At 65.7% G+C, this 21,532-nt stretch carries 15 protein-coding genes; 6 read left to right on the top strand and 9 right to left on the bottom strand.

The annotated features are described in order from the left end of the window. Positions 1 to 110: 110 nt before the first annotated feature. From G3O00_RS05415 to G3O00_RS05405, 3 genes are read right to left on the bottom strand one after another with little or no spacing between them, the layout of a single operon-like run. Entirely contained in the window at positions 111 to 1,643 is a 1,533-nt protein-coding gene (locus G3O00_RS05415; protein WP_206142332.1) for an efflux transporter outer membrane subunit, read from the bottom strand. Positions 1,644 to 1,645: 2 nt separating this feature from the next. Next, positions 1,646 to 4,837, bottom strand: coding sequence for an efflux RND transporter permease subunit (locus tag G3O00_RS05410; RefSeq protein ID WP_011349302.1), 3,192 nt, complete (start codon positions 4,835 to 4,837; stop codon positions 1,646 to 1,648). A gap of 15 nt (positions 4,838 to 4,852) precedes the next feature. Then, entirely contained in the window at positions 4,853 to 6,109 is a 1,257-nt protein-coding gene (locus tag G3O00_RS05405) for an efflux RND transporter periplasmic adaptor subunit (RefSeq protein ID WP_206142331.1), read from the bottom strand. Between the two features lie 31 nt (positions 6,110 to 6,140). Here G3O00_RS05405 and G3O00_RS05400 point away from each other — a divergent pair, with 31 nt between their 5' ends. Further along, complete coding sequence (locus G3O00_RS05400) at positions 6,141 to 6,344, top strand: hypothetical protein (RefSeq protein ID WP_206142330.1); 204 nt, start codon at positions 6,141 to 6,143, stop codon at positions 6,342 to 6,344. Here G3O00_RS05400 and G3O00_RS05395 read toward each other — a convergent pair. Further along, positions 6,341 to 7,225, bottom strand: a complete 885-nt coding sequence (locus tag G3O00_RS05395) for a LysR family transcriptional regulator (protein WP_174953692.1) — start codon at positions 7,223 to 7,225, stop codon at positions 6,341 to 6,343. The genes G3O00_RS05400 and G3O00_RS05395 overlap by 4 nt on opposite strands. Before the next feature lie 745 nt (positions 7,226 to 7,970). On the opposite strand from G3O00_RS05395, the gene G3O00_RS05390 reads away from it, so the two are divergent. Further along, positions 7,971 to 8,801, top strand: coding sequence for an AraC family transcriptional regulator (locus G3O00_RS05390; RefSeq protein WP_241024967.1), 831 nt, complete (start codon positions 7,971 to 7,973; stop codon positions 8,799 to 8,801). 9 nt (positions 8,802 to 8,810) lie between these two features. Here the strand turns inward: G3O00_RS05390 and G3O00_RS05385 are convergent, their stop codons facing one another. Continuing rightward, on the bottom strand, positions 8,811 to 9,758 hold the full coding sequence (locus G3O00_RS05385) for a LysR substrate-binding domain-containing protein (RefSeq protein WP_206142328.1): 948 nt from the start codon (positions 9,756 to 9,758) through the stop codon (positions 8,811 to 8,813). A gap of 173 nt (positions 9,759 to 9,931) precedes the next feature. Here G3O00_RS05385 and G3O00_RS05380 point away from each other — a divergent pair, with 173 nt between their 5' ends. The 3 genes from G3O00_RS05380 to G3O00_RS05370 all read left to right on the top strand — a co-directional run bounded on the left by G3O00_RS05380 (position 9,932) and on the right by G3O00_RS05370 (position 13,901). Continuing rightward, positions 9,932 to 11,248 carry an MFS transporter gene (locus G3O00_RS05380; RefSeq protein WP_241024966.1) on the top strand — a complete coding sequence of 439 codons (1,317 nt, stop codon included), beginning with the start codon at positions 9,932 to 9,934 and terminating at the stop codon, positions 11,246 to 11,248. 149 nt (positions 11,249 to 11,397) lie between these two features. Beyond that, positions 11,398 to 12,453, top strand: a complete 1,056-nt coding sequence (locus G3O00_RS05375; protein ID WP_157687075.1) for a porin — start codon at positions 11,398 to 11,400, stop codon at positions 12,451 to 12,453. Between the two features lie 29 nt (positions 12,454 to 12,482). Next, entirely contained in the window at positions 12,483 to 13,901 is a 1,419-nt protein-coding gene (locus tag G3O00_RS05370) for a M20 family metallopeptidase (RefSeq protein WP_011349224.1), read from the top strand. Between the two features lie 12 nt (positions 13,902 to 13,913). Here the strand turns inward: G3O00_RS05370 and G3O00_RS05365 are convergent, their stop codons facing one another. From G3O00_RS05365 to G3O00_RS05355, 3 genes are all read right to left on the bottom strand, one after another. Continuing rightward, positions 13,914 to 14,885, bottom strand: a complete 972-nt coding sequence (locus tag G3O00_RS05365; protein WP_206142326.1) for an aliphatic sulfonate ABC transporter substrate-binding protein — start codon at positions 14,883 to 14,885, stop codon at positions 13,914 to 13,916. 267 nt (positions 14,886 to 15,152) lie between these two features. Further along, positions 15,153 to 16,094: a LysR family transcriptional regulator gene (locus G3O00_RS05360; RefSeq protein WP_011349222.1), complete on the bottom strand. Its 942-nt coding sequence runs from the start codon at positions 16,092 to 16,094 to the stop codon at positions 15,153 to 15,155. Between the two features lie 299 nt (positions 16,095 to 16,393). Then, positions 16,394 to 17,692, bottom strand: coding sequence for an adenylosuccinate synthase (locus G3O00_RS05355; protein ID WP_174928900.1), 1,299 nt, complete (start codon positions 17,690 to 17,692; stop codon positions 16,394 to 16,396). A 139-nt stretch (positions 17,693 to 17,831) separates the two neighbouring features. Here G3O00_RS05355 and gcvA point away from each other — a divergent pair, with 139 nt between their 5' ends. Further along, positions 17,832 to 18,737 carry a transcriptional regulator GcvA gene (gcvA, locus tag G3O00_RS05350; protein WP_206142325.1) on the top strand — a complete coding sequence of 302 codons (906 nt, stop codon included), beginning with the start codon at positions 17,832 to 17,834 and terminating at the stop codon, positions 18,735 to 18,737. 179 nt (positions 18,738 to 18,916) lie between these two features. Here the strand turns inward: gcvA and G3O00_RS05345 are convergent, their stop codons facing one another. Beyond that, positions 18,917 to 19,225, bottom strand: a complete 309-nt coding sequence (locus G3O00_RS05345; RefSeq protein WP_011349219.1) for a hypothetical protein — start codon at positions 19,223 to 19,225, stop codon at positions 18,917 to 18,919. Positions 19,226 to 21,532 lie beyond the last annotated feature (2,307 nt).

The raw sequence follows: 21,532 nt of genomic DNA, 5'->3' as shown, positions 1-21,532 counted from the left end.
TTGGCTGCGTAAAAAGAAACGCCACGGGTTGTCATCCGTGGCGTTTTCGTTTTCGCGTCGGGCAGCCTCCGCGAACAGGGGTCATGACTTGCCCCTGCCCTCGGTCTTGCTTACCCGTTCGTTGCCGCTACCGACGCGGGCGCCGGAGCAGCCGCCCTGTCGTAGTCGACCGGTGCATCCGGCGCGCGCGGCGTCTCGCCGGCCCGCTCGACCCACCCGCCGCCCAGCGCGCGGTACAGGGTGACCAGGTTCGTCCAGCGTGCCAGACGTGCGCTGATCAGCGACTGCTGCGCGTTGTACAGATCCGTCTGCGCAGTCAGCACCGACAGGTAGCTGTCGACGCCGTTCTTGTAGCGCAGGTCCGACAGGTCGAAACGTCGCTGCTGCGCGTGCTCGTTGCGCTCGAGCGCCGCGATCTGCTGGTCGTACGTGCCGCGGGCGGCAAGGCCATCCGACACTTCGCGGAATGCCGACTGGATCGCCTTCTCGTAGCTCGCGATCTCGATGCGCTTCTGCACGTGTGCAAGATCGAGGTTCGCGAGGTTCGAGCCGCCTTCGAAGATCGGCAGCGCGATGTTCGGCGCGAACGACCATGCCGCGGTGCCGGCCTTGAACAGGCCGCCAAGCGTCGGGCTGGCCGTGCCGAACGCGGCCGTCAGCGAGATCTTCGGGAAGAACGCCGCGCGGGCCGCACCGATGTTCGCATTCGCGGCCAGCAGCGACTGCTCGGCCTGCATCACGTCGGGGCGACGCATCAGCAGGTCGGACGGCAACCCGGCCGACACGTCCGTCAGCAGGTTCTGCGCGTCGAGCGGCATGCCCGCCGGCAGGTCGTCCGGCAGCGGCTCGCCGATCAGCAGTACCAGATAGTTCAGCGCCTGCGCACGGTCGCGCGCCTGCGACTGCTGGCTCGCGAGCGCCGTCTCGACCACCGTCTGCGCCTGACGCAGGTCGAGCTCGGAGCCCGTGCCGTTGTCGAACTTCAGCTTCGTCAGGTTGTACGAGTCCTGCGCGGACTTCAGCGTGTCCTCCGTGACCTTTAGCAGGTCGTCGGTCGACAGCAGCGTCAGGTATTGATCAGCCACCTGCGATACCAGCGAGATCTCCTGCGCTTGCCGCGCATAAGACGTCGACAGGTATTGCGCGAGTGCCTGGTCCTTCAGGCTCTGCACGCGGCCGAACAGGTCGAGTTCCCACGACGCCGACAGCCCGACGTTGTAGGTCGTCGTGATGTTCCGGCCCGACACCGAGGTCAGCGCATTCGGCAATCGCTGACGGCTGCCGGTACCGATGCCGTCGAGCGTCGGGAACAGGCCCGCGCGCGTGATCTGGTACTGCGCGCGCGCCGCCTCGATGTTCAGCACCGACACGCGCAGGTCGCGGTTGTTTTTCAGCGCGATCTCGATCAGCCGCTGCAGGCGTGGATCGACGAAGAACTCGCGCCAGCCGATGGCGGTCGCCGCCTGGCCGTTCGCGCTGCGCGCGCCGGCCGCCCCCGGCTGCGTCGCGTAGACGCCGCCGGCCGGGTACGTCTGCGCGACGGGTGCATCGGGCCGCTTGTAATGCGGCGCCATCGTGCAGCCCGCAGCGAACAACGCGGCAGCCAGGGCGGCCGCGGTTGCAGTCAAAGCGTGTTTTTGCATCGTTACTGCCCCTTCGAATCGTGTGCGTCGTCGTGACCGCGCTGCAGGTCGCCCTGCACGAGACGCCATGCGTCGTCGACGTTTTCCGTCTCGCCGCTGAAGATCGCGCGAACCCGCACGAAGAACATCGGGATCATGAAAATCGCGAGGAACGTCGCCGTGATCATCCCGCCGATCACACCCGTGCCGATTGCATGCTGGCTGGCCGAACCCGCGCCGTTGCTGATCGCAAGCGGCAGCACGCCGAGCATGAACGCGAGCGACGTCATCAGGATCGGACGCAGCCGCAGACGCGCCGCCTCGATCGCCGCGCGCACCGGCCCCATGTTCTCTCTCGTCTGCAATTCGCGTGCGAACTCGACGATCAGGATCGCGTTCTTCGCGGACAGGCCCACGGTGGTCAGCAGGCCGACCTGGAAGAACACGTCGTTCTCGAGCCCACGCAGCATCGTCGCGAGCAGCGCGCCGACCACACCGAGCGGCACCACCATGATCACCGAGAACGGAATCGACCAGCTTTCATACAGCGCCGCGAGACACAGGAACACGACGAGGATCGAGATCGCATACAGGATCGGCGCCTGCGAGCCGGACTGGATTTCCTGGAACGACAGGCCCGTCCACGAGTAGCCGATACCTTCCGGCAGCTTGCTCGCGAGCGCTTCCATTGCCGCCATCGCCTGGCCGGTCGACTTGCCTTCCGCGGCCTGCCCCTGGATCTCGATCGACGACACGCCGTTGTAGCGCTCGAGCTTCGGCGAACCGTAGCTCCAGTGGCCGGTCGAGAACGCACTGAACGGCACCATGCCGCCCGCGCTGTTGCGCACGTACCAGATGTTCATGTCTTCCGGCGTCATCCGGAACGGCGCGTCCGACTGCACGTACACCTTCTTGATCCGGCCATCCATATCGAGGAAGTTGTTCACGTACTGCGACGCCCACGCGATCGAGAACGTCTGGTCGATCGCAGCAGCCGTCACGCCGAGCGCGTTCGCCTTCTCGCGATCGATGTCGACCTTGTACTGCGGCGTATCGTTCAGGCCGTTCGGGCGCACGAGCGCCAGCGCGGGATCCTTCGCGGCCATCCCGAGCAACTGCCCGCGCGCGGCCATCAGCGCTTCGTGGCCGAGACCGGCGTTGTCCGTCAGCTCGAAGTCGAAGCCGGCTGCCGTCCCGAGTTCAGGAATCGACGGCGGGTTGAACGGGATCACCATCGCATCCTTGTACTGCGAGTAGTGCGCGAAGGTCCGACCGATCAGCGCCTGCACCTTCTGGTCCGAACGCTGGCGATGCTCGTACGGTTTCAGCTTCACGAACACGAGACCGGCGTTCTGGCCTCGGCCCGCAAAGCTGAAGCCATTGACCGTGAACACCGAGTCGACCACGTCCTTCTCGGTGGTGGTCAGGTACGTGTTGATGTTGTCGAGCGTCTTGCCGGTCGTTTCCTGCGTGGAGCCGGACGGCGTCTGCACGATCATGAACATGTAGCCCTGGTCTTCATCCGGCAGGAACGACTTCGGCAGGCGCACGAACATCACGCCGACCGCGATGAACACGGCCAGGTAGATCACCAGCCAGCGTCCCGAGCGACGGATCACGTGATTCACGCCACCCGTATAGCGATCGCGGCTGCGGTCGAACGTGCGGTTGAACCAGCCGAAGAAGCCCTTCTTCTCCTCGTGATGCCCTTGCGGGATCGGCTTGAGGATCGTCGCGCACAGTGCCGGCGTCAGAATCAACGCGACGAGCACCGACAGCACCATTGCCGACACGATCGTCAGCGAGAACTGACGATAGATCGCGCCGACCGAGCCACCCGAGAACGCCACCGGCACGAACACCGCCGACAGCACGAGCGCCACGCCGACGAGTGCGCCGGTGATCTGGCCCATCGCCTTGCGGGTCGCCTCCTTCGGCGACAGTCCCTCCTCGGCCATCACGCGCTCGACGTTCTCCACGACCACGATCGCATCGTCGACCAGCAGGCCGATGGCAAGCACGAGGCCGAACATCGACAGCGTGTTGATCGAGAAGCCGGCGACGCCCATGATCGCGAACGTACCGAGCAGCACGACCGGCACCGCGATCGTCGGGATGATCGTTGCCCGCAGGTTCTGCAGGAACAGGTACATCACGAGGAACACCAGCACGATGCCTTCGAGCAGCGTCTTGACCACTTCCTCGATCGACAGGCGCACGAACGGCGTCGTGTCGTACGGATAGTGGACGACGAGACCGTGCGGGAAATACTTCGACAGTTCGTCGATCTTCGCCCGCAGCGCGGTCGCGGTCGCCAGCGCGTTCGCGCCGGTTGCGAGCTGGATGCCGAGACCGGCCGTCGGCTGCCCCATGTACTTCGTGTCGAACGTGTAGTTCTCGGAGCCGAGCGCCGCGCGGCCGACGTCCTTCAGGCGAACCTGCGAACCGTCCTGGTTGACCTTCAGCAGGATGTTGCCGAACTGCTCGGGCGTGCGCAGCAGCGTCGATTCGGTGATCGTCGCCTGCAGCATCGTGCCCGGCTTCGCCGGCGTGCCGCCGATCTGGCCACCCGCGATCTGCACGTTCTGCTGCGTGATCGCGGCCGACACGTCGGTCGGCGTGAGGCTGTAGTTGGTCAGCTTGACCGGGTCGAGCCAGATGCGCATCGAAAACTGCGAACCGAGCAGCAGCGTCTGGCCGACGCCGTTCACGCGGCTGAGCGGATCGAGCACGTGCGACGCCACATAGTTCGTCAGGTCCTCCTTCGACATGCTGCCGTCGTCGGAGTTGAACGCGAACCACATCAGCCAGTTGCTGCTCGACTTCGTGACCTGCATGCCGAGCTGCTGCACGACCTGCGGCAGGTTCGGCGTCGCAAGCGACAGCTTGTTCTGCACCTGCACCTGCGCGACGTCCGGATTCGTACCCGGCGAGAAGGTCAGCGTGATCGTCGCGTTACCCGAGTCGTCGCTGGTCGACGACATGTACAGGAAGTTGTCGAGACCGCTCATCTGCTGCTCGATCACCTGCGTCACCGTGTCTTCCACCGTCTTCGCGGAAGCGCCCGGATAGTTCGCCTGGATCTGGATCGTCGGCGGTGCGATCGTCGGATACTGCGCGATCGGCATCTTGAAGATCGATGCGACGCCGGCCAGCATCAGCACGATCGCGATCACCCACGCAAAGATCGGGCGATCGATAAAGAACTTGGCCATGAAACGGACTCCTCGTTATTGCGCGGTCGACGCGGCGGTCGAACGCGCGGCAGCATTGGCGGCGTTGCTCGCCGGCGCGACGCCGGACGCATTCGCGGCGCTTGCCGGTGTGCCGGACGCAGCGTCCGGCGCCGGTGCGAGCTGCGCAGCGACCGTTTTCACTGTCGCGCCCGGACGCACCTTGTCGACGCCCTGCACGATCACGTGATCGCCCGCTGCCAGACCGCCTTCGACGATCCAGTCCTGGCCGTACGTGCCGGCCGTCGTCAACGGACGTGTCTCGACCTTGCTGGCCGCGTTCACGACCAGTGCGATCGCCTGCCCCTTCTGGTCATGCGTGACGCCGATCTGCGGCACCAGGAACGCGTTCTCGTTCACGCCTTCCTCGATCCGTGCGCGTACGAACATGCCCGGCAGCAGCACGCGGCCCGAGTTCGGGAAGATCGCGCGAATCGTGACCGAGCCGGTGGTCTGGTCGACCGTCACGTCCGAGAACTGCAGCTTGCCCGGCTCCGAATAGGTCTTGCCGTCTTCCAGGATCAGCGACACCTTCGCCGCGCCCGGGCCGCTCGTTTTCAGCTTGCCGCTCTGCACGTCCTGGCGCAGCTTCAGCCCGTCGAGGCTCGACTGCGTGAGGTCCACGTACACGGGGTCGAGCTGCTGCACCGTCGACATCAGCGTCGCCTGGCTCGCCTGCACATACGCGCCCGGCGTCACCTGCGAGATGCCGACGCGGCCCGAAACCGGCGAGACGACATCGGTATAGCCGAGGTTGATCTGTGCGGTATCGACCGCCGCCTTGCCGGCTGCGACGTCCGCCGCTGCCTGCCCTTGCGTAGCCACTGCGTTGTCGTAGTCCTGCTTGCTGACCGCGTTCGCGGCCACCAGCACCTTGTAACGTGCGACCAATGCGTTCTGCGTGACGAGGTTCGCCTGTGCCCTTGCGAGCGTCGCCTTTGCGCTGTTCAGCGCGGCGACGTACGGTGCCGGGTCGATCTTGTAGAGGCGCTGACCGGCCTTGACGTCGGTGCCTTCGGTGAATTCGCGGCGCAGCACGATGCCGTCGACCCGCGCACGCACCTGTGCGACGAGGAACGCGCTGGTGCGACCCGGCAGTTCCGTTACCGCCGGCACGGCCTGCGGCTGGACGGTGACGACGCCGACTTCCGGCGTTTGCGGCGGCGGTGCCGATTCTTTTTTTCCGCACGCGGCCAGGAAAACGGCAGCCGTTGCAGCAGTGATTAAGCGGTATGGAACCCGTTCGACGCGCATGGAGCGACCTCTCACAAATAGACGACCTTCAATGGGAATCACCAGATCTCCTCGTGACCTGCACGCGCGGCCGGAATGCTGTCGCTTCCTGTTTGCCGCTGCTGCGGTCGCGTATTTCGGGCGTGCGTTGCGCCCTGCGGAGCGTTCGTTCGTCGAACTGCTTCCGTGGAAAAAGAACGATGAGCCCGCGGCACTGGCGGGCGGGCTTTGCCGCGGCTACCGACCGGGCCGCTAACTCGCGGGCCTGAATGCGGCGCCGGCGAATTCGACGAATGCCCGCGCAGCGGCCGGCAGATGCGCGGTGCGGGCATGCGCGAGCTTCAGCGTGACGGGCGCGAGCGGGCGAATCGGCGCAACGCGCACCAGCGTGCCGGCAGCCAGATCGGCGTCGGCGAGATACGCGGGCAGCACCGCAGCGCCCATGCCGGCCACCGCCAGCCGCCGTGCCATTTCGAGATGGCCGACGCCCGGACTGCCGCCGGGCGCCGTGTCGGGGCGAAATGCAGCCGCATCGTCATCGCCGGTCGCCGGCAGATCGAGCCGCACGGCCGTGATATCCGGCCAGTCGCCCGACGCAGCCGCGCCGCCATGCGCGTCGACATAAGACGGCGCCGCGACACGCACGGATTCGTAGGCGGCCAGCGTGTGCAGCGCATGCGCACCTGTCACCGGCATGCCGTCGGTAAGGAACGCGACATCGATGTCTTCGGATGTCAGGTCGACATGGGCATCGGTCAGCGTCACGGTCGGCCGCACGTCCGGAAACCGGTTCACAAAACGATCGAGCAATGCGCTCAACTGGCTGAGCCCGAACGCGACCGGCGCGGCAACGCGCAACGCGCCTTCCGGCTTGCTGCCCATCGCGACGAAGCGACCGTCGATCTCGTCGATCGCACCGAGGATCCGCTCGACACGCGCGAGATACAGCTCACCGATTTCCGTCAGCGACTGATGGCAGGTGCTGCGTTGCAGCAGGCGTGCGCCAAGGCGCGTCTCGAGCGCATCGACCAGCCGGCTCGCCATCGCCGTCGACACGCGCAGCCGCGTCGCCGCCCGGCGAAAGCCGCCTTCCCTTGCCACCGTCACGAATGCCCGAATCGATTGAAGTTGGTCCATTTGTCCGGATTCCCCTGCGCGGTCGACTGCCTTGACGCGCACCCCGTCGCCGCATCGCGACCGGCATGCAGCGGCCCGGCCAATGCGGCGGCACCGACGCCGGCTACACCGGGTCGGTCGGCACGCTCGCGCCAGACGCGCGCCGGCATGCAACGGACGCAAGCCGGCCTCGGCTGGCCCGATACATGAACATTCGAATAGCAGTCCTGAGTCTTTTCCAGTGGTTCGCAGCGACAACGCCGGCGGCATTCGCCGGCCATGCGGCAGTCATACCTGCATCGCCCGAGTGCACTGGATCACGTTTGTTTCAGCAGGTGCAATGGTATGAAAACCGCCGGAAATTGGCTTGCCCGATCCTGCGATTGTTTTGCCTTAATTTCCGAATTTGTGCGCTGCACACCGCGCAGCGACGCGCGATGCGGTCACCGGCCATGCAGATCCGGATGATCGGGCTAATTTCCCACAGGTTTAGGCAATCGCGTGCACGCGACTCGCCGTACGATGTGACCGCCGTGCCGGCACCCCTGCCGGGACACCAACAGGGAATCGCAGCCGCGCACCTTGCACCGATCATTTCGCCACCCGCTCACGCACCATGGAAATCGACGCCCGAACGCCGCCGCTACAGCGCATCACGCCCGATCACGCCCCTCGGTCCCCTGCCCGGTCGCCCACGGCCCGGCTCGCTGCGCTGATCGCCGCGTACGCGCCACATGACGGCACGTTCGAGCTCCCGGTGCGCGGCATGCGCATCGCACGCGCCTCCACGTCACCGCCGCCCTGGAACCATGGCGTGCACCACGCGTGCCTGAGCATCGTCGGGCAAGGCGCGAAATCGATGCGGGTCGGCGACGACACCTACGTGACCGACGAATCGCGGATGCTGGTGGCGACTGCCGACCTGCCCGTCACCGGTCGCGTGATCCGTGCGAGCCCGGCCGAGCCGTTCCTCTATGCGCAACTGGAACTCGACCCGGCCCGCATCGCGGCACTCACGCCACGCGTGTTTCCGCTCGGGTTGCCGAAGGCGGTCGACTGCGGCGCACTCGATACGCACGATGCACAGCCTGAAATCGTCGACGCCGTCGTGCGCCTGATGCAACTGATCGCGCAACCCGACGACATCGACCTGCTCGCCCCGCTGATCGTCGACGAAATCCTCATTCGGCTGCTGCGCGGCCCGTCGGGTGCACGCGTCGCACAGGTCGGCCTGACCGATTCGACGACGCAACGCATCTCGCGCGCCGTCGCCTGGATTCGCGACCACTACCTCGATCCGATGACGGTCGAATCGCTCGCGCGGCAGGTGGACATGAGCCCGTCGACCTTCCATCACCACTTCCGTGCGGTCACGTCGATGAGCCCGTTGCAATGCCAGAAGGTACTGCGACTGCAGGAGGCGCGCCGCCTGATGTGCGTATCGGCAATGGATGCGCGGCAGGCGTGCCGCAGTGTCGGCTATGTGAGCGCGTCGCAGTTCAGCCGCGAATACGCACGCCTGTTCGGTGATGCCCCGGGCCGCGATGTGCTGAAGCTGCGCGACGAAGCGGTGCCGCTATCCCGCGTCGCGCCGTAGGCCCGCACCTCACGCGCGCGGCGCACGCGAGCGCGTCCCGCGCTTCGTCACGCCGGCATTCGCACGCTCGGCCTGTACGGCTTCGTCGATGCAGCGCACGAAGTACTCGGCCGACGCCGTGAGCACCGCGCTGTCGCGGAACAGCAGATAGAGGTTGCGCGCGGGCGGCTGCCCGACGAGATCGAGCGTCTTCAGCGTATCGGATGCATCCTCCCCGCGTAGTGCGAGCTGCGTCCACGCCGTCACCACGTCGCTGTTGACGGCCAGTGCGTAGAACAGCGTCTGCGACGCGCAGCGCGTCACGCGGCGCGGCACCGGCAGGCCGGCCTGCGCGAACAGCTCCGCAAGAAAGGCGCGAAATTCGGTGGATGGCCCCGTATGCAGCCACTCCGCGTCCTGCAGGTCGGCCAGCGAGGTCGCACCGGCGAGCTTGCCCTTGCGGCTCACCGCGAACCACATCGGAAACGAGTCGAGATGCTCGCAGCGCACGGACGTGAAGTCCTGCGCATCCGCGCCCGCACCCAACGCGAAATCGAGTGCGCCGTTCTTCAACTGCTCGACCAGTTGCGACGGGCTGCCCTCGACGAATTCGAGCTGGACGTCGGGCATCGCGCGGCGAAAGCGGTTGTACGCGGCCGGCAGCACCGTGATGCCCGCCAGCGGCGTCATCCCGATCGCGAGCCGGCCTTGCCGGTTCTCGCGCAACTGCGCCATTTCCTCCTCGGTGCGCGCAACCTCGTTGACGACCAGTTCGGCCCGCCGCAGCATCGCACGCCCCGCATCGGTCAGCGTCACGCCCGACGAACTGCGTGCGACCAGCATCAGCCCGAGTTCGTCCTCGAGATCGCGCAGCGAGCGCGTGACGGCAGGTTGCGTGAGATGCAGGGTGCGCGCGGCTTCATGGATGCTGCCCGAGCGGGCAACGGCCACGAGCGCGCGGAGCTGGTGAAGTTTCATGCGACGAATGGACGAGACAGACGAAAGGCATCGGGGGATAAACAAATGTTATCAGGATAAAAATTTGCGCGTATCGCGATGTTTTGCCGGGTCTTAACATGCGGCCAGCTCTCGCAGGATGCCTGACGATCCATGCGGTGCTCACGATACCGATACCCATGGAGACATCCCCGATGCAAGACGCCGCCACGCCGCTCGTCAACGCGCCGCCTGCCCCGCGCCGCCGCTCGGCGCAGACCCGGACGATCATCGCCACCTCGGCCGGCAACGCGCTCGAGATGTTCGACTTCACCGTGTTCAGCTACTTCGCCGCGCTGATCGGCAAGACGTTCTTTCCGGTCGACTCGGGCGCCGGGCCACTGCTGCTCGCGATGGCGACCTTCGGCGTCGGCTTCGTGATGCGCCCGCTCGGTGGCGTGCTGATCGGCAACTACGCCGATCGCGCAGGCCGGCGCGCGGCGCTGACGCTGACGATCCAGCTGATGATCGCGGGCACCGCGCTGATCGCGCTGACGCCGTCCTATGCGCGCATCGGCGTCGTCGCGCCGGTGCTGGTCGTGATCGGCCGGCTGCTGCAAGGCCTGTCGGCCGGCGGCGAAATCGGTGCGTCGACCACCTTCTTGATGGAATCGGGTCCGCTGTCCGGCCGCGGCTTCATGGTGAGCTGGCAAATGATCACCCAGGGCGTCGCGGCGCTGCTCGGCGCGCTCAGCGGTGCGCTGCTGTCGGCCGTGCTGTCGGCGGACGCGCTCGAAAGCTGGGGCTGGCGCGTGCCGTTCCTGCTCGGCCTGCTGCTCGGCCCGGTCGGCTTCTACATCCGCCGACATCTCGACGAAACGCATGTGCCGACGCACGATGCCGACGGCAGCGCGGTGCGCGAAGTGTTCACGCGCTACCTCGGCCGCGTCGTGCTCGGCACGCTGATGATCATCGGCGGCACGTCGACGCTCTACATCTTCGTGTTCTACATGCCCGCCTATGCGGTACGCACGCTTCACCTGCCGATGGCGACGTCGCTGCTCGCCGGCTGCGCGTCGGGGCTTGCGATGATCGTCGCCGCGCTCGTGTCGGGACTGTGGATCATCGATCGCCTGCCGCGCCGCAAGCCGATGATCGCGGTCACGTGGCTGCTGTCGCTCGCGTGCGTGTATCCCGCCTTCCGGCTGCTGATCGCCGCGCCGTCGGTGGGGCTGATGGTCGCGATCGTCACCGTCGTGATGGCCTTCGCCACCGCAGGCAGTTCCGCGTTCCTGCTGCTGATCATGGAGGCGTTCCCGCCGCGCGTGCGCGCCACCGCGCTCGCAACGATCTACAGCTTCGGCGTGACGATCTTCGGTGGTTTTGCGCAGTTCAACGTCACGTGGCTGCTGCATCGCACCGGCGACCCGATGTCGCCCGCGTGGTACGTGCTCGCGTGCGGCGCCGTCAGCATGATCGCGCTGTGGCGCTTCCGCGAACGCCCGGCCGACTCGCATCACGACGGTCGCTGAACGGCGCGCCGCTTCATTCACGGCGACGCCGGATACCGGCCGCGCCACCCACTATCAGACAACAGAATCCGCGACGTCGACGCGTGCGCGGGCGGGCCCTTGCACGCCTGCGATTCGCGCGCCGACGATCGCGACATCACGAGACAAACGTGCGCAATTCAACCCTGATGGCCGCGTGCTGCGCGGCAACCTGCATGTGGGCCGCGCCGGCCCGCGCCAACGTACAGATCTACGGCGCGCTCGACAGCTTCCTGCAATACGCGCGCATCGGCAGCCAGACGAGCGTCGGCCTGATGAGCGGCGGTGCGTCGACGTCGCGCTTCGGCTTCATCGGCAGCGAGGATCTCGGCGGCGGCCTGCGCGCGAGCTTCCGCCTCGAAAGCGGTTTCGACCTGATGTCCGGGCGCCCGCAGAGCGCAGCATCGTTCTACAACCGCGAAGCCAACGTCGCGATCGGCTCCGCGGACTGGGGGACGATCAAGCTCGGCAAGCAGTATCCGGCGATCGTGCCGGAAGCGGCCGATCCGTTCTATCTCGTCGGCCAGTTGTCGCCGTTCGCGAGCACCGCGCTGATCGGCAGCGATCTCGGGCGCGGTGCCGCGTCGCTGCCCGGGCGCATCGAGAACGCGATCAGCTACAAGACGCCGACCTACGGCGGGCTCGACGTCACCGTGCTCTACGCGTTCCGCAACGCGGCAGGCGCGAGCCCGATCGCCAGCAACGCCGGGGCCGTCGCCAATTTCGCACGCGGCCCGGTGATGCTGAGCGGTGCATACAACGCGATGTGGGCCGCCACGTCGTCGACGCCGGGCGGCGCCCCCGACGGCCCGCGCACCGATTCGGTGATGGCCAGCGCGTCGTATGCGTTCGGTCCGACGCTCGCGTCGTTCGCGTACACGCTGATGCGCCCCACCGCGCCCGGCACGCTCGTCGCGCAGGTCTATTCGCTGGGTGCGATCTGGCAGCGCGGCCCGCATGCGATCCGCGCCGACCTCGCGTATCGCACGATCGCCGGCCAGGCGAGCCATGCGCTCGGTGCGCTGCTCGGCTACGACTACCAGTTCTCGAAACTCACCGGTGTGTACGTACGGCTCGGCGGCTTCAGAAACACCGGACAGTCGGCGCTGTCGTTCGGCTCCGCACCGATGTCCGCCCCCGGCATGAGCAGCACCGTCTTCGCCCTTGGCCTCCGGCAGAAATTCTGACCGCGCCAGTCTCTTCACAGGAGCAATTCATGACTTCACTCGCCCTCGATTTCATCGACAGCCAGCGTGCACAATTCACCGAGCTGTCCGACCGGATCTGGAACCTCGCCGAGTTGCGCTACGAGGAATTCGCGTCGACCGACCTGCACATCCGGATGCTGGAGGAAGCCGGCTTTCGCGTGACGCGCGGCGTGGCCGACATTCCGACCGCATTCGTCGCCGAAGCCGGCGACGGCGGCCCCGTGATCGGCATCCTCGGCGAATACGATGCGTTGTCCGGGCTCAGCCAGGAAGCCGGCGCACTCACCTGCCAGCCGTCGGGCGAGATCTCGAACGGCAATGGCCACGGCTGCGGCCACCACCTGCTCGGCACCGCCGCGCATCTCGCCGCGACAGCGGTGAAGGCGCATCTCGAACGCACGGGCCAGCCCGGCACCGTGCGCTTCTACGGCTGCCCGGCCGAAGAAGGCGGCTCCGGCAAGACGTTCATGGCGCGCGCCGGCGTGTTCGACGATCTCGACGCCGCGCTGTCGTGGCACCCGCACGTGTACACGGGCATCTTTCCGGCCGGTTCGCTCGCGAACATCCAGGCGTACTTCCGCTTCACGGGCAAGGCGTCGCACGCCGCCGCGTCGCCGCATCTCGGCCGCAGCGCACTGGATGCCGTCGAGCTGATGAACGTGGGCGTCAACTACCTGCGCGAACACATGCTGCCCGAAGCGCGCGTGCACTATGCGGTAACGAACACGGGTGGCCTGTCGCCGAACGTCGTGCAGGCCAATGCGGAAGTGCTGTACCTCGTGCGCGCAGCCCGCAACGACCAGGCGGCCGAGCTGTTCGAGCGCGTGAAGAACGTCGCGCGCGGCGCGGCGATGATGACCGATTGCCGGCTCGAGATCGTGTTCGACAAGGCCTGCTCGAACCTGCTGGAAAACGCCGTGCTGAACCAGGTCATGTACCGGCATCTGCAGTCGATCGGCACCGCCGGCTTCGACGCGGACGACGCAGCGCTCGCCGATACGTACCAGCGCCAGACGCTCACTGCTCAGGATATCGAAACGTCATCGCGTTCGCTGAACCAGGCGTGGCGTAATCCGAAAGCGCTGTTCGACGGGATCGATCCGTACGAGCCGGGCAAGGGCCGCCCGATCTGCGGCTCGACCGACGTCGGCGACGTGAGCTGGGTCACGCCGACCGCGCAATGCCATACGAGCTGCTACGCGTTCGGCACGCCGCCGCACTCGTGGCAGTGGGTTGCGCAGGGCAAGACGCCGCTCGCGCACAAGGGCATGCTGCTTGCAGCGAAGACGATGGCCGCGACCGCGATCGACCTGCTCGGCGCACCGGACACGCTCGCGCAGGCGAAGGCCGAATTGCTCGAGCGGCGCGGCGGCCGGCCGTACGTGTGCCCGATTCCGGACGACGTCGCACTGCCGTTCCGCCGTTGACCGGCAGCACCTTCAAGCGAGCGCGGGTGGCGCGGCCAGGCTGACGTCGACGCGCTTCGGCAGCACGCCGGCCTGGTAGAACACGTCGGCGATGCGCTGCTGATACGCGAGCGTGTCGCGCGTGACGGGCTCGACGCCGAAGCGCGCGCGGCGAAACGCGAGCGCTACCGCGGGCTCCGGAATCCCCCACAGCTTCGAGAACTCGGCCGCGCCCTGCGCGCGGTTCGCATCGAGCCATCGCTGGACCGCCGTCAATTCCGACACGGCCACGTCCAGCACGTCGGCATTGTGCTGCGCATACGTGCGCGACGCAAAGTAGTAGCCGCGATTCTCGACGAGCCCGGTGCCATCCGCGACGATGCGCGCACCGAACGCCTGCTGCACTACCGCGAGAAACGGATCCCAGATGATCCACGCATCGACCGAGCGATTCTCGAACGCGGCACGCGCATCGGACGGTGACAGCCAGACCGGCGAGATGTCGGCATAGTTGAGCTTGGCCGCCTGCAGCAGCCGGACCAGCAGGAAGTGCGTGTTCGATCCCTTCACCAGCGCGATGCGCTTGCCGCGCAGGTCCGCAAAGGTCTTGACCGGCGAATCCTTCGCGACCACCAACGCCTCGGCGGCGGGGCCGGCCGGCGTCTGCGCGTAATAGACGAGTGGTGCGCCGGCCGCGAGCGCGAAGATCGGCGGTGCCTCACCGACATCGCCGAAGTCGATCGATCCCGCGTTCAGTGCCTCGAGCTGCGGCGGCCCGGACGGAAACTCGGTCCACGTGACGGTCACGCCGAGTGTCGCGAGCTTGCTCTGCAGCGTACCGCGTGCCTTCAACAGGCTGAGCGGCCCTTTCTGATAGCCAATGCGCAACGTACGCGCACCGGCCGTGCTCGCCAGCGCGAAGCCCGGTTGCACGGCGGCGCCCGCCGCGATGGCCAGGCCGGCATGCAGGAGCCGGCGGCGGGTTGTGGAGTGTTGGTCTGCCATGTCGTATCGGGTTCGATGAAGAGGATGCCGCTTTGCGCACGCATGCGATGAAGCCGGTCGAACCGATTCTAGGGGGTTGGCGCCACGCACCGAACCAACGATGTTCGATATCGAAAGCAAGCGCTTTCATAAGGGCACGCCGGTTATCCGCGCGTCATTGCCCGGGGCCGTCGTGACGAGGCGGCCGATATCCGCCTCAAATACAGGACTGCAGATTATTTGTGCGATCGATGCGCAGCATCGTACTCACATGCCGACAGCACGACCTCAGGACTTGCAGGACGCGTGCAGCGCAGCCTCGTCGGTGGCCAGCATTTCGGGCACGCATTCGCGCAGGAAATCGACGAACGTACGGATCTTCGCATCGAGATACTGACGCGATGCATACAGCGTGTAGACCGTCAGCTTCTGCAACCGGTAGTCGGGCAGCACGCGCACCAGCGCGCCGCTCGCCAGCGCCGGCAACGCCGACGACATCGGCAGCGAACCGATGCCAAGGCCCGCGCGCAGTGCGGCGCCGAGCGCATCGGCGATGTTCACCTGGAAATCCGGCAACGGCAGGTCGAACGTTTCGGGGCCGTCGGGGCCGTCGAGATGCCAGCGATCACGTGGAAACACGGGCGTGACGATCTGCAGGCACGCATGGCCGTCGAGCTCGCGCACCGTGCGCGGCGTACCGCGCTCCTTCAGATACGCGGGCGACGCGCACAACACGCTGTGCACCTCGCCGAGCCGCTGCGACACGAGCCCCGAATCGGGCAACTCCGTCGCGCTCAACTGCAGCGACACGTCGTAGCCTTCGTCGATGATGTCGGGCACGTGCTGCGACAGCGTCAGCTCGACCGCGACCGATGGATAGCGCTGCCGGTATCGCACGACCGCGGGCACCACGTAGGCCTGGCCGAAGCTCGTCGTCGCATGGACATGCAGCCGTCCGGACGGCTTTGCCTGTGCGTCGGCCGCCTCGGATTCCGCTTCTTCGATATAACCGAGGATGCGCTGGCAGCGGTCGAGATAGCGCTGCCCGGCGTCGGTCAGCGCGATGCGGCGTGTGCTGCGGTTGAGCAGGCGCGTGCGCAGATGCGTTTCGAGCTGCGCGACCGACCGCGATGCGTAGGCCGTCGTGATGTCCAGGCGCTGGGCCGCGCTCGTGAAGCTGCCCTCCTCCGCCACCCGGACGAAAATGCGCATCATCTGTAACGTGTCCATCGACCTGTCCCCGGGATTGAGATCACGTCGCGCCACCGCGCGGCCACGGTGCCGGCGGCTCCGGCGCAGGCCGGTCTGGCGCGAATTGTGCGGAACAGTACAGCAGCAGTGCTGACGTGTCCAGTTCGCCGTATGCGGCGTAATCCGGACGCCGAATCGAGTGGCCGAGTCGCCGTGTGCGCGATGTCCGGCCCGAGCGAATGCGCGACCGGTCGCGCCGGCACACGAGCGGCATCGGATCGGCAAAAACTACCCGGCGACCACGGTGCCGCGCCGCGATTCACCGCATGGTTGACGCATTACGCCCCGGCGGCCGCATCGAACGGATTGCGCAACACGATCGTGTCGTCGCGCTCCGCGCCGGTCGTGATCATCGATACCGGTGCGCCCGCGACCGCTTCGACGCGTGCAATGAAATCCTGCGCGGCGCGCGGCAGCGCCGCACGTTCACGTACCCCCTTCACGGTACCGCGCCAGCCGTCGAACCGCTCGTACACGGGCTTCGCGCGCGACTGCGCCTCGAGGCTCGCGGGCAGATGATCGACCCGCACGCCATCGAATTCGTAGCCGACGCACAGCTCGATCGACTCGAAACCGTCGAGTACGTCGAGCTTGGTGAGCGCCAGCGAATCGATGCCCGAGATCCTGACGGCCTGACGCAGCTGCGCGGCATCGAGCCACCCGCAGCGGCGCGGCCGGCCGGTATTCACGCCGAACTCCTGCCCGCGCGCGCGCAGCGTTTCGCCGGTCGCGTCGGACAGCTCGGTGAGGAACGGGCCGCCGCCGACCCGCGTCGCATATGCCTTGGTGACGCCCAGCACGTGGCCGAGCTTCGACGCACCCAGCCCCGTGCCGGCCGCCGCCGCCGATGCAACGGTGCCGGACGACGTCACGAACGGGTACGTGCCCCAGTCGATGTCCAGCATCACGGCTTGGGACCCTTCGAACAGGATGCGCTCGCCGCGGTCGGTCGCGTCGTTGAGATCGGCCCAGACGGGGCGCACGAACGGCAGGATCCGCGGCGCAAGGTCGACCAGCGTCGCCAGCATCGCGTCGCGGGAATACTCGTCGAGCCCCAGGCCGCGGAACCACGCGTTGTGATGGTCGACGAGCACATCCAGTTTGGCGGCGAGCCGGCCCGGTTCCGCGAGATCGCCGACGCGCAGCCCGCGGCGCCCGACCTTGTCCTCGTAGGCCGGCCCGATCCCGCGCAGCGTGGTGCCGATCGGCTCGCGGCGCAAGCGCTCCTGAGCCTGGTCGATCGCGCGGTGGATCGGCAGCACCAGCGTCGCGTTCTCGGCGATCGACAGGTTGTCCGGCGTCACCGACAGCCCGAGCTCGGCCATCCGCCCGATTTCCGCGAGCAGCGCTTCCGGATCGAGCGCCACCCCGTTGCCGATCACGCCGCGCTTGCCGCGCACGACGCCGCTCGGCAGGAGCGCGAGCTTGTACGTCTTGCCGCCGACCACCAGCGTATGACCCGCGTTGTGGCCACCGTTGTAGCGTGCAACGAGATCGGCCTGTGCCGCCAGCCAGTCCACGACGCGCCCCTTACCTTCGTCGCCCCATTGGGCGCCCACGACCACCACGTTCGGCATGCTCCGCACTCCATGTGAGAAATTCAGACAGTCATTCGGCCGAGCCGGCCGTTTGTGTGCCATATTGGCGGAGCTTGAGCACCCGATCAAACGATTAATCCTGAACCATCGTGTGAGTAAATATCACACGAACGATGCCATGGCCCGACGACTCCCTCCGCTGAATTCCCTGCGTGCGTTCGAAGCCGCCGCGCGCCTCGGCAGTTTCACGCTGGCCGCGGACGAACTGTGCGTGACCCATGGCGCGATCAGCCGGCACGTGCAGCAGCTGGAGGCGTGGCTCGGACGGCCGCTGTTCGAGCGCCATAACCGGCGGGTCGAGCTGACCGACTCGGGCCGCGCGTATCTCGCCGAGGTCGGCGCGTCGTTCGACCGGATCGCGCTCGCCACCGCGCAGCATTTCGGCCATGCGCAGCAGCGCGTGCTGCGCGTGAGCGCACCCGCGACGTTTTCGTTGCGCTGGCTGGTGCCGAAGCTGTCGTCGTTCCAGGTCGCCCATCCGGCCATCGAGGTGCGGCTGTCAACGTCGAACGAGCCGATCGACAAGCTGCGCGACAAGGTCGACCTGATCGTGCGCGGCGGCCCACAGGCCATCGACGGTTACGTTGCCGAGGAATTCCTGTCCGAAGTCCGGCTGCCGGTGTGTGCGCCGAAGCTGCTCGAGGGGCGGCCGTTGCATACGCCCGCCGATCTCGCCGGCTTCACGCTGCTGCACGCGGCCACCTATCCCGGCATGTGGCCCGAATGGCTCGCGGCAGCCGGGCAGCCGAATCTCGTGCCGCGCCACTCGCTCACGCTCGAGCATTTCTACCTGACGCTGCAAGGCGCGCTCGACGGGCTCGGCGTCGCGATGGGGCCGATCGCACTCGTCGCAGACGACATCGCCGAAGGTCGGCTCGTGCAGCCGTTCAGCGAACCGGCGCTGCCGCCGTGGCGTTACTTCACGTACGTGGCCTCGGCACGCGCGAACGACGAAGCGGTGCGGGCGTTCAAGGAATGGCTGAAGGTGACGGGAAACGCGGCTGCGCCGCCGGGGCGGAGCTGACCGCGTCGGTGTGCGGGTCGCGCGCGCCAAGACACGCAGGAATCCGAATCAAATGATGCAAGCGTATGGATTGCGTTTGCGTTCGTCGATACCTGGAATGTCGTTTTCGATGTGCGCCGCGAGGCCGCGACGCATGCGGCAAGCCGCGGATCGAACCGTGGCTTGCCGCCGGACGACGCTTACTGACCAGCGCCGGCAGCCTTCTTCTGCGCGTTCTGCAGGTTCTGCGGATAGTTCGGATCATTGGCCGCCGGCTTGTAACCGGCGTCTTCGAGTTTCTTCAGCTCGGCGGTGTTCTTCGCACGTGCCGCCTTGTGCTCTGCCTTGCGTTGGGCCCTGGCCGCCTTGCGTGCCTGGCTCTTCGCTGCCTTCGCATCCTGTGCCGCGGGCGCGCTGGCGTCGGTCTGCGCAAACGCAGGAACTGCCGAGCCGAACAGGAACGCGGCTGCAGTAGCAGCCAGCGTGAGTTTTCTGATCTGGATTCGCATCGCTGAACTCTCTTTTCTGGTTTATCACGGATTGAAAGACCATCGAGATACCGCCCCTGCCCCGATCGGTTGTCATGCCGCGCTCGGGACCTGTGCATCATAACCGCGCCGCGAAAAATGTGGCGTCAACGTGAGAGCGGAATTGGGATACACGTATGGGAGAAAACGTGGATGCCGCTCGACGGTCACAGACAGGACGAACTGTGAGGCGCGTGTCGGCACGCGCTGTGGTGGAAACAGGAAACGGTCGGTGTACCCGCGCTTCTGTGACGAGGACGGGTCATGTACGCGCGGTGCAGTGCGATGTGAGGTACCCGAGACTGTTTCATAGATGGAGTTGCCGACGCGCTGACGCTTGATGCGACTGTTATCAGATCAATCGCGATCACAGCATCAGCAGTCGATCTGTGTGTTGCGTTGCCAGTCGACGCGGTTCAAGCAACGGTTCCTCCCATAAACGACCACGATTCGGCTTTTCCGTGATCAAGGCATGCACGATTGCATTGCCACAGCGCACAGCAATCGCTCCGGCAACCAATCACGGCACTGTGATGCCGAGCTTTACCTGAGCGGTAACACTCGTCGCCGCGTGGTCCTGTGGTCCCGTGGTCCGTATGACGAAAGGTCATCAACACGTAGCGTGCGGTGAAGACATTCGGGGGAATTGCTTCACGGCTACGCCTACGACGCCGCACCGATGTCGGCACGCTCGTCCGGCGATCATGGCGCGTAGGGTTGTGATGTCTCGACAACGCTTGTGATCCGTCCGAATCTGCTCAGGAACGCACCGCGCAACGTCCGCGACTCACAGGTTTTTCATTCTGCGGTTTTGGTCGCCCGAATCCAGGCGGGTGTCGCGCCCCGCACAGCATGTCAATTTCTGTGGCCTCGTCTGGCGGGTGAGCTTTTACGGGATTCGGTACTGTCGGAAGGTGAGAATGTTCGGGATCATCGCTCGAATTCGATGACGGTGAGCTTCGTGGTCGCCCGCATCTTCACGTTGGTTCGCGACGTGCATTGGATCGACCCAGGAGCCGGCGATGCGTGCTGACAGCGTACCGGGGCCCAGCTGATCTGCAGGAAGCCGTTCCCGGACCTCTCCTTGTGCTCTGGGTGCACAGCGTTGAACTTCGGTTGGTGACGCCAAAGGTAGAAAGTTGGAAGACCACCGGCGCTGTAAAACGAGTGGCGTCGATTTCCTCTGTACACAGCCCACAGGCTAAATTTGTCGAGAGGCGCGGGTGGCCAATCGGAAAAACTTGTCCATGGACAGGGAAGCACGAGTGCAAAAAACCCTTCGCCTGCTGTCCCGGATGATTTCAAACTGCTGTGAACGAAACCAAAGAGATTCGTGTTTCCGGATCGTTGGTCCGCTTTGTCGGTCGGTTACAGGCGCCGGCGAGGTCACGGAGCCGGTTTTTCGATCCCATAAATGGGAACCTGTGCCCGGAAACGGGACTTTCTATCCGTTTTTCTCCCATAGGTTTCTACGTTTCAGTCAAAGTGAGTGTGTACTCACCTCTTCTGGAAGCCTTGTCGAGCCTGGAGCCTGTGTAGAACGGGGCGCCAAGTCATTGTTTCCAGGCTTGAATCGACGGTTTGAGGTGCCGGGATCACCATAGACGGCTCCCATTGGTAGCGGTTTATGGGGTTCGTCTTTCTGTGGAAGCGCACGTGTGTTTACATCTTTTGTTAACAACGTTTACTTCTTTAACTACTTTTAGACGGCTCACTGCCTTATCTGGTAAGGGTTTGATGGGTGTTCGGTACCCATTTATGGGAGCACAGGTGTAAGGGCTTGGGAGTTAAGGTCTGTGGATTTGGGTTTTGGGGTACCGCGTTGTGGGGAATCTGGGTTGTGGATATGGGGCACGCGTACCCGGTTATGGGAAATCGGCCTGGGAACGCGTTGGGTAGTCATCTATGGGAATGCTCGTAGGTAGCCTTTTATGGGGCGCTTTTTTTGATTCGTGAGTGCTGGGTCGCACAGCGATTTTTCTCTGGTAGCCGGTTATGGGGCGCGTGAAAGGTAGCGGGTTATGGGTAGCATTTGGGGCGGCTCGACAGCATTTCTCCACGATTCCCGGTGGCGGGTTCCCATGGACAGGATCGATGGCACCGACAGGTGACCTTCTATGGGGAAAACAACAGGTTGCCGTTTATGGGAGCGATCTCGGCCTTCAGGGCTAAAATCCGCGCAGCCAAGGCAACCGAAGCCAGTCAAAAGGTACCCTCCTGTGGGAATCGACAATGGTAGCAAGTTATGGGAAGAAAACCGGTCTGTGCTGCAGAGCACCACGAATTTGC

Origin of the sequence: Burkholderia sp. Ac-20384, assembly GCF_017104605.1 — a bacterium.
GTDB lineage: Bacteria > Pseudomonadota > Gammaproteobacteria > Burkholderiales > Burkholderiaceae > Burkholderia > Burkholderia lata.
The sequence above is the reverse complement of the archived record's forward strand: the minus strand, read 5'-3'. Positions and strand labels throughout refer to the sequence as shown.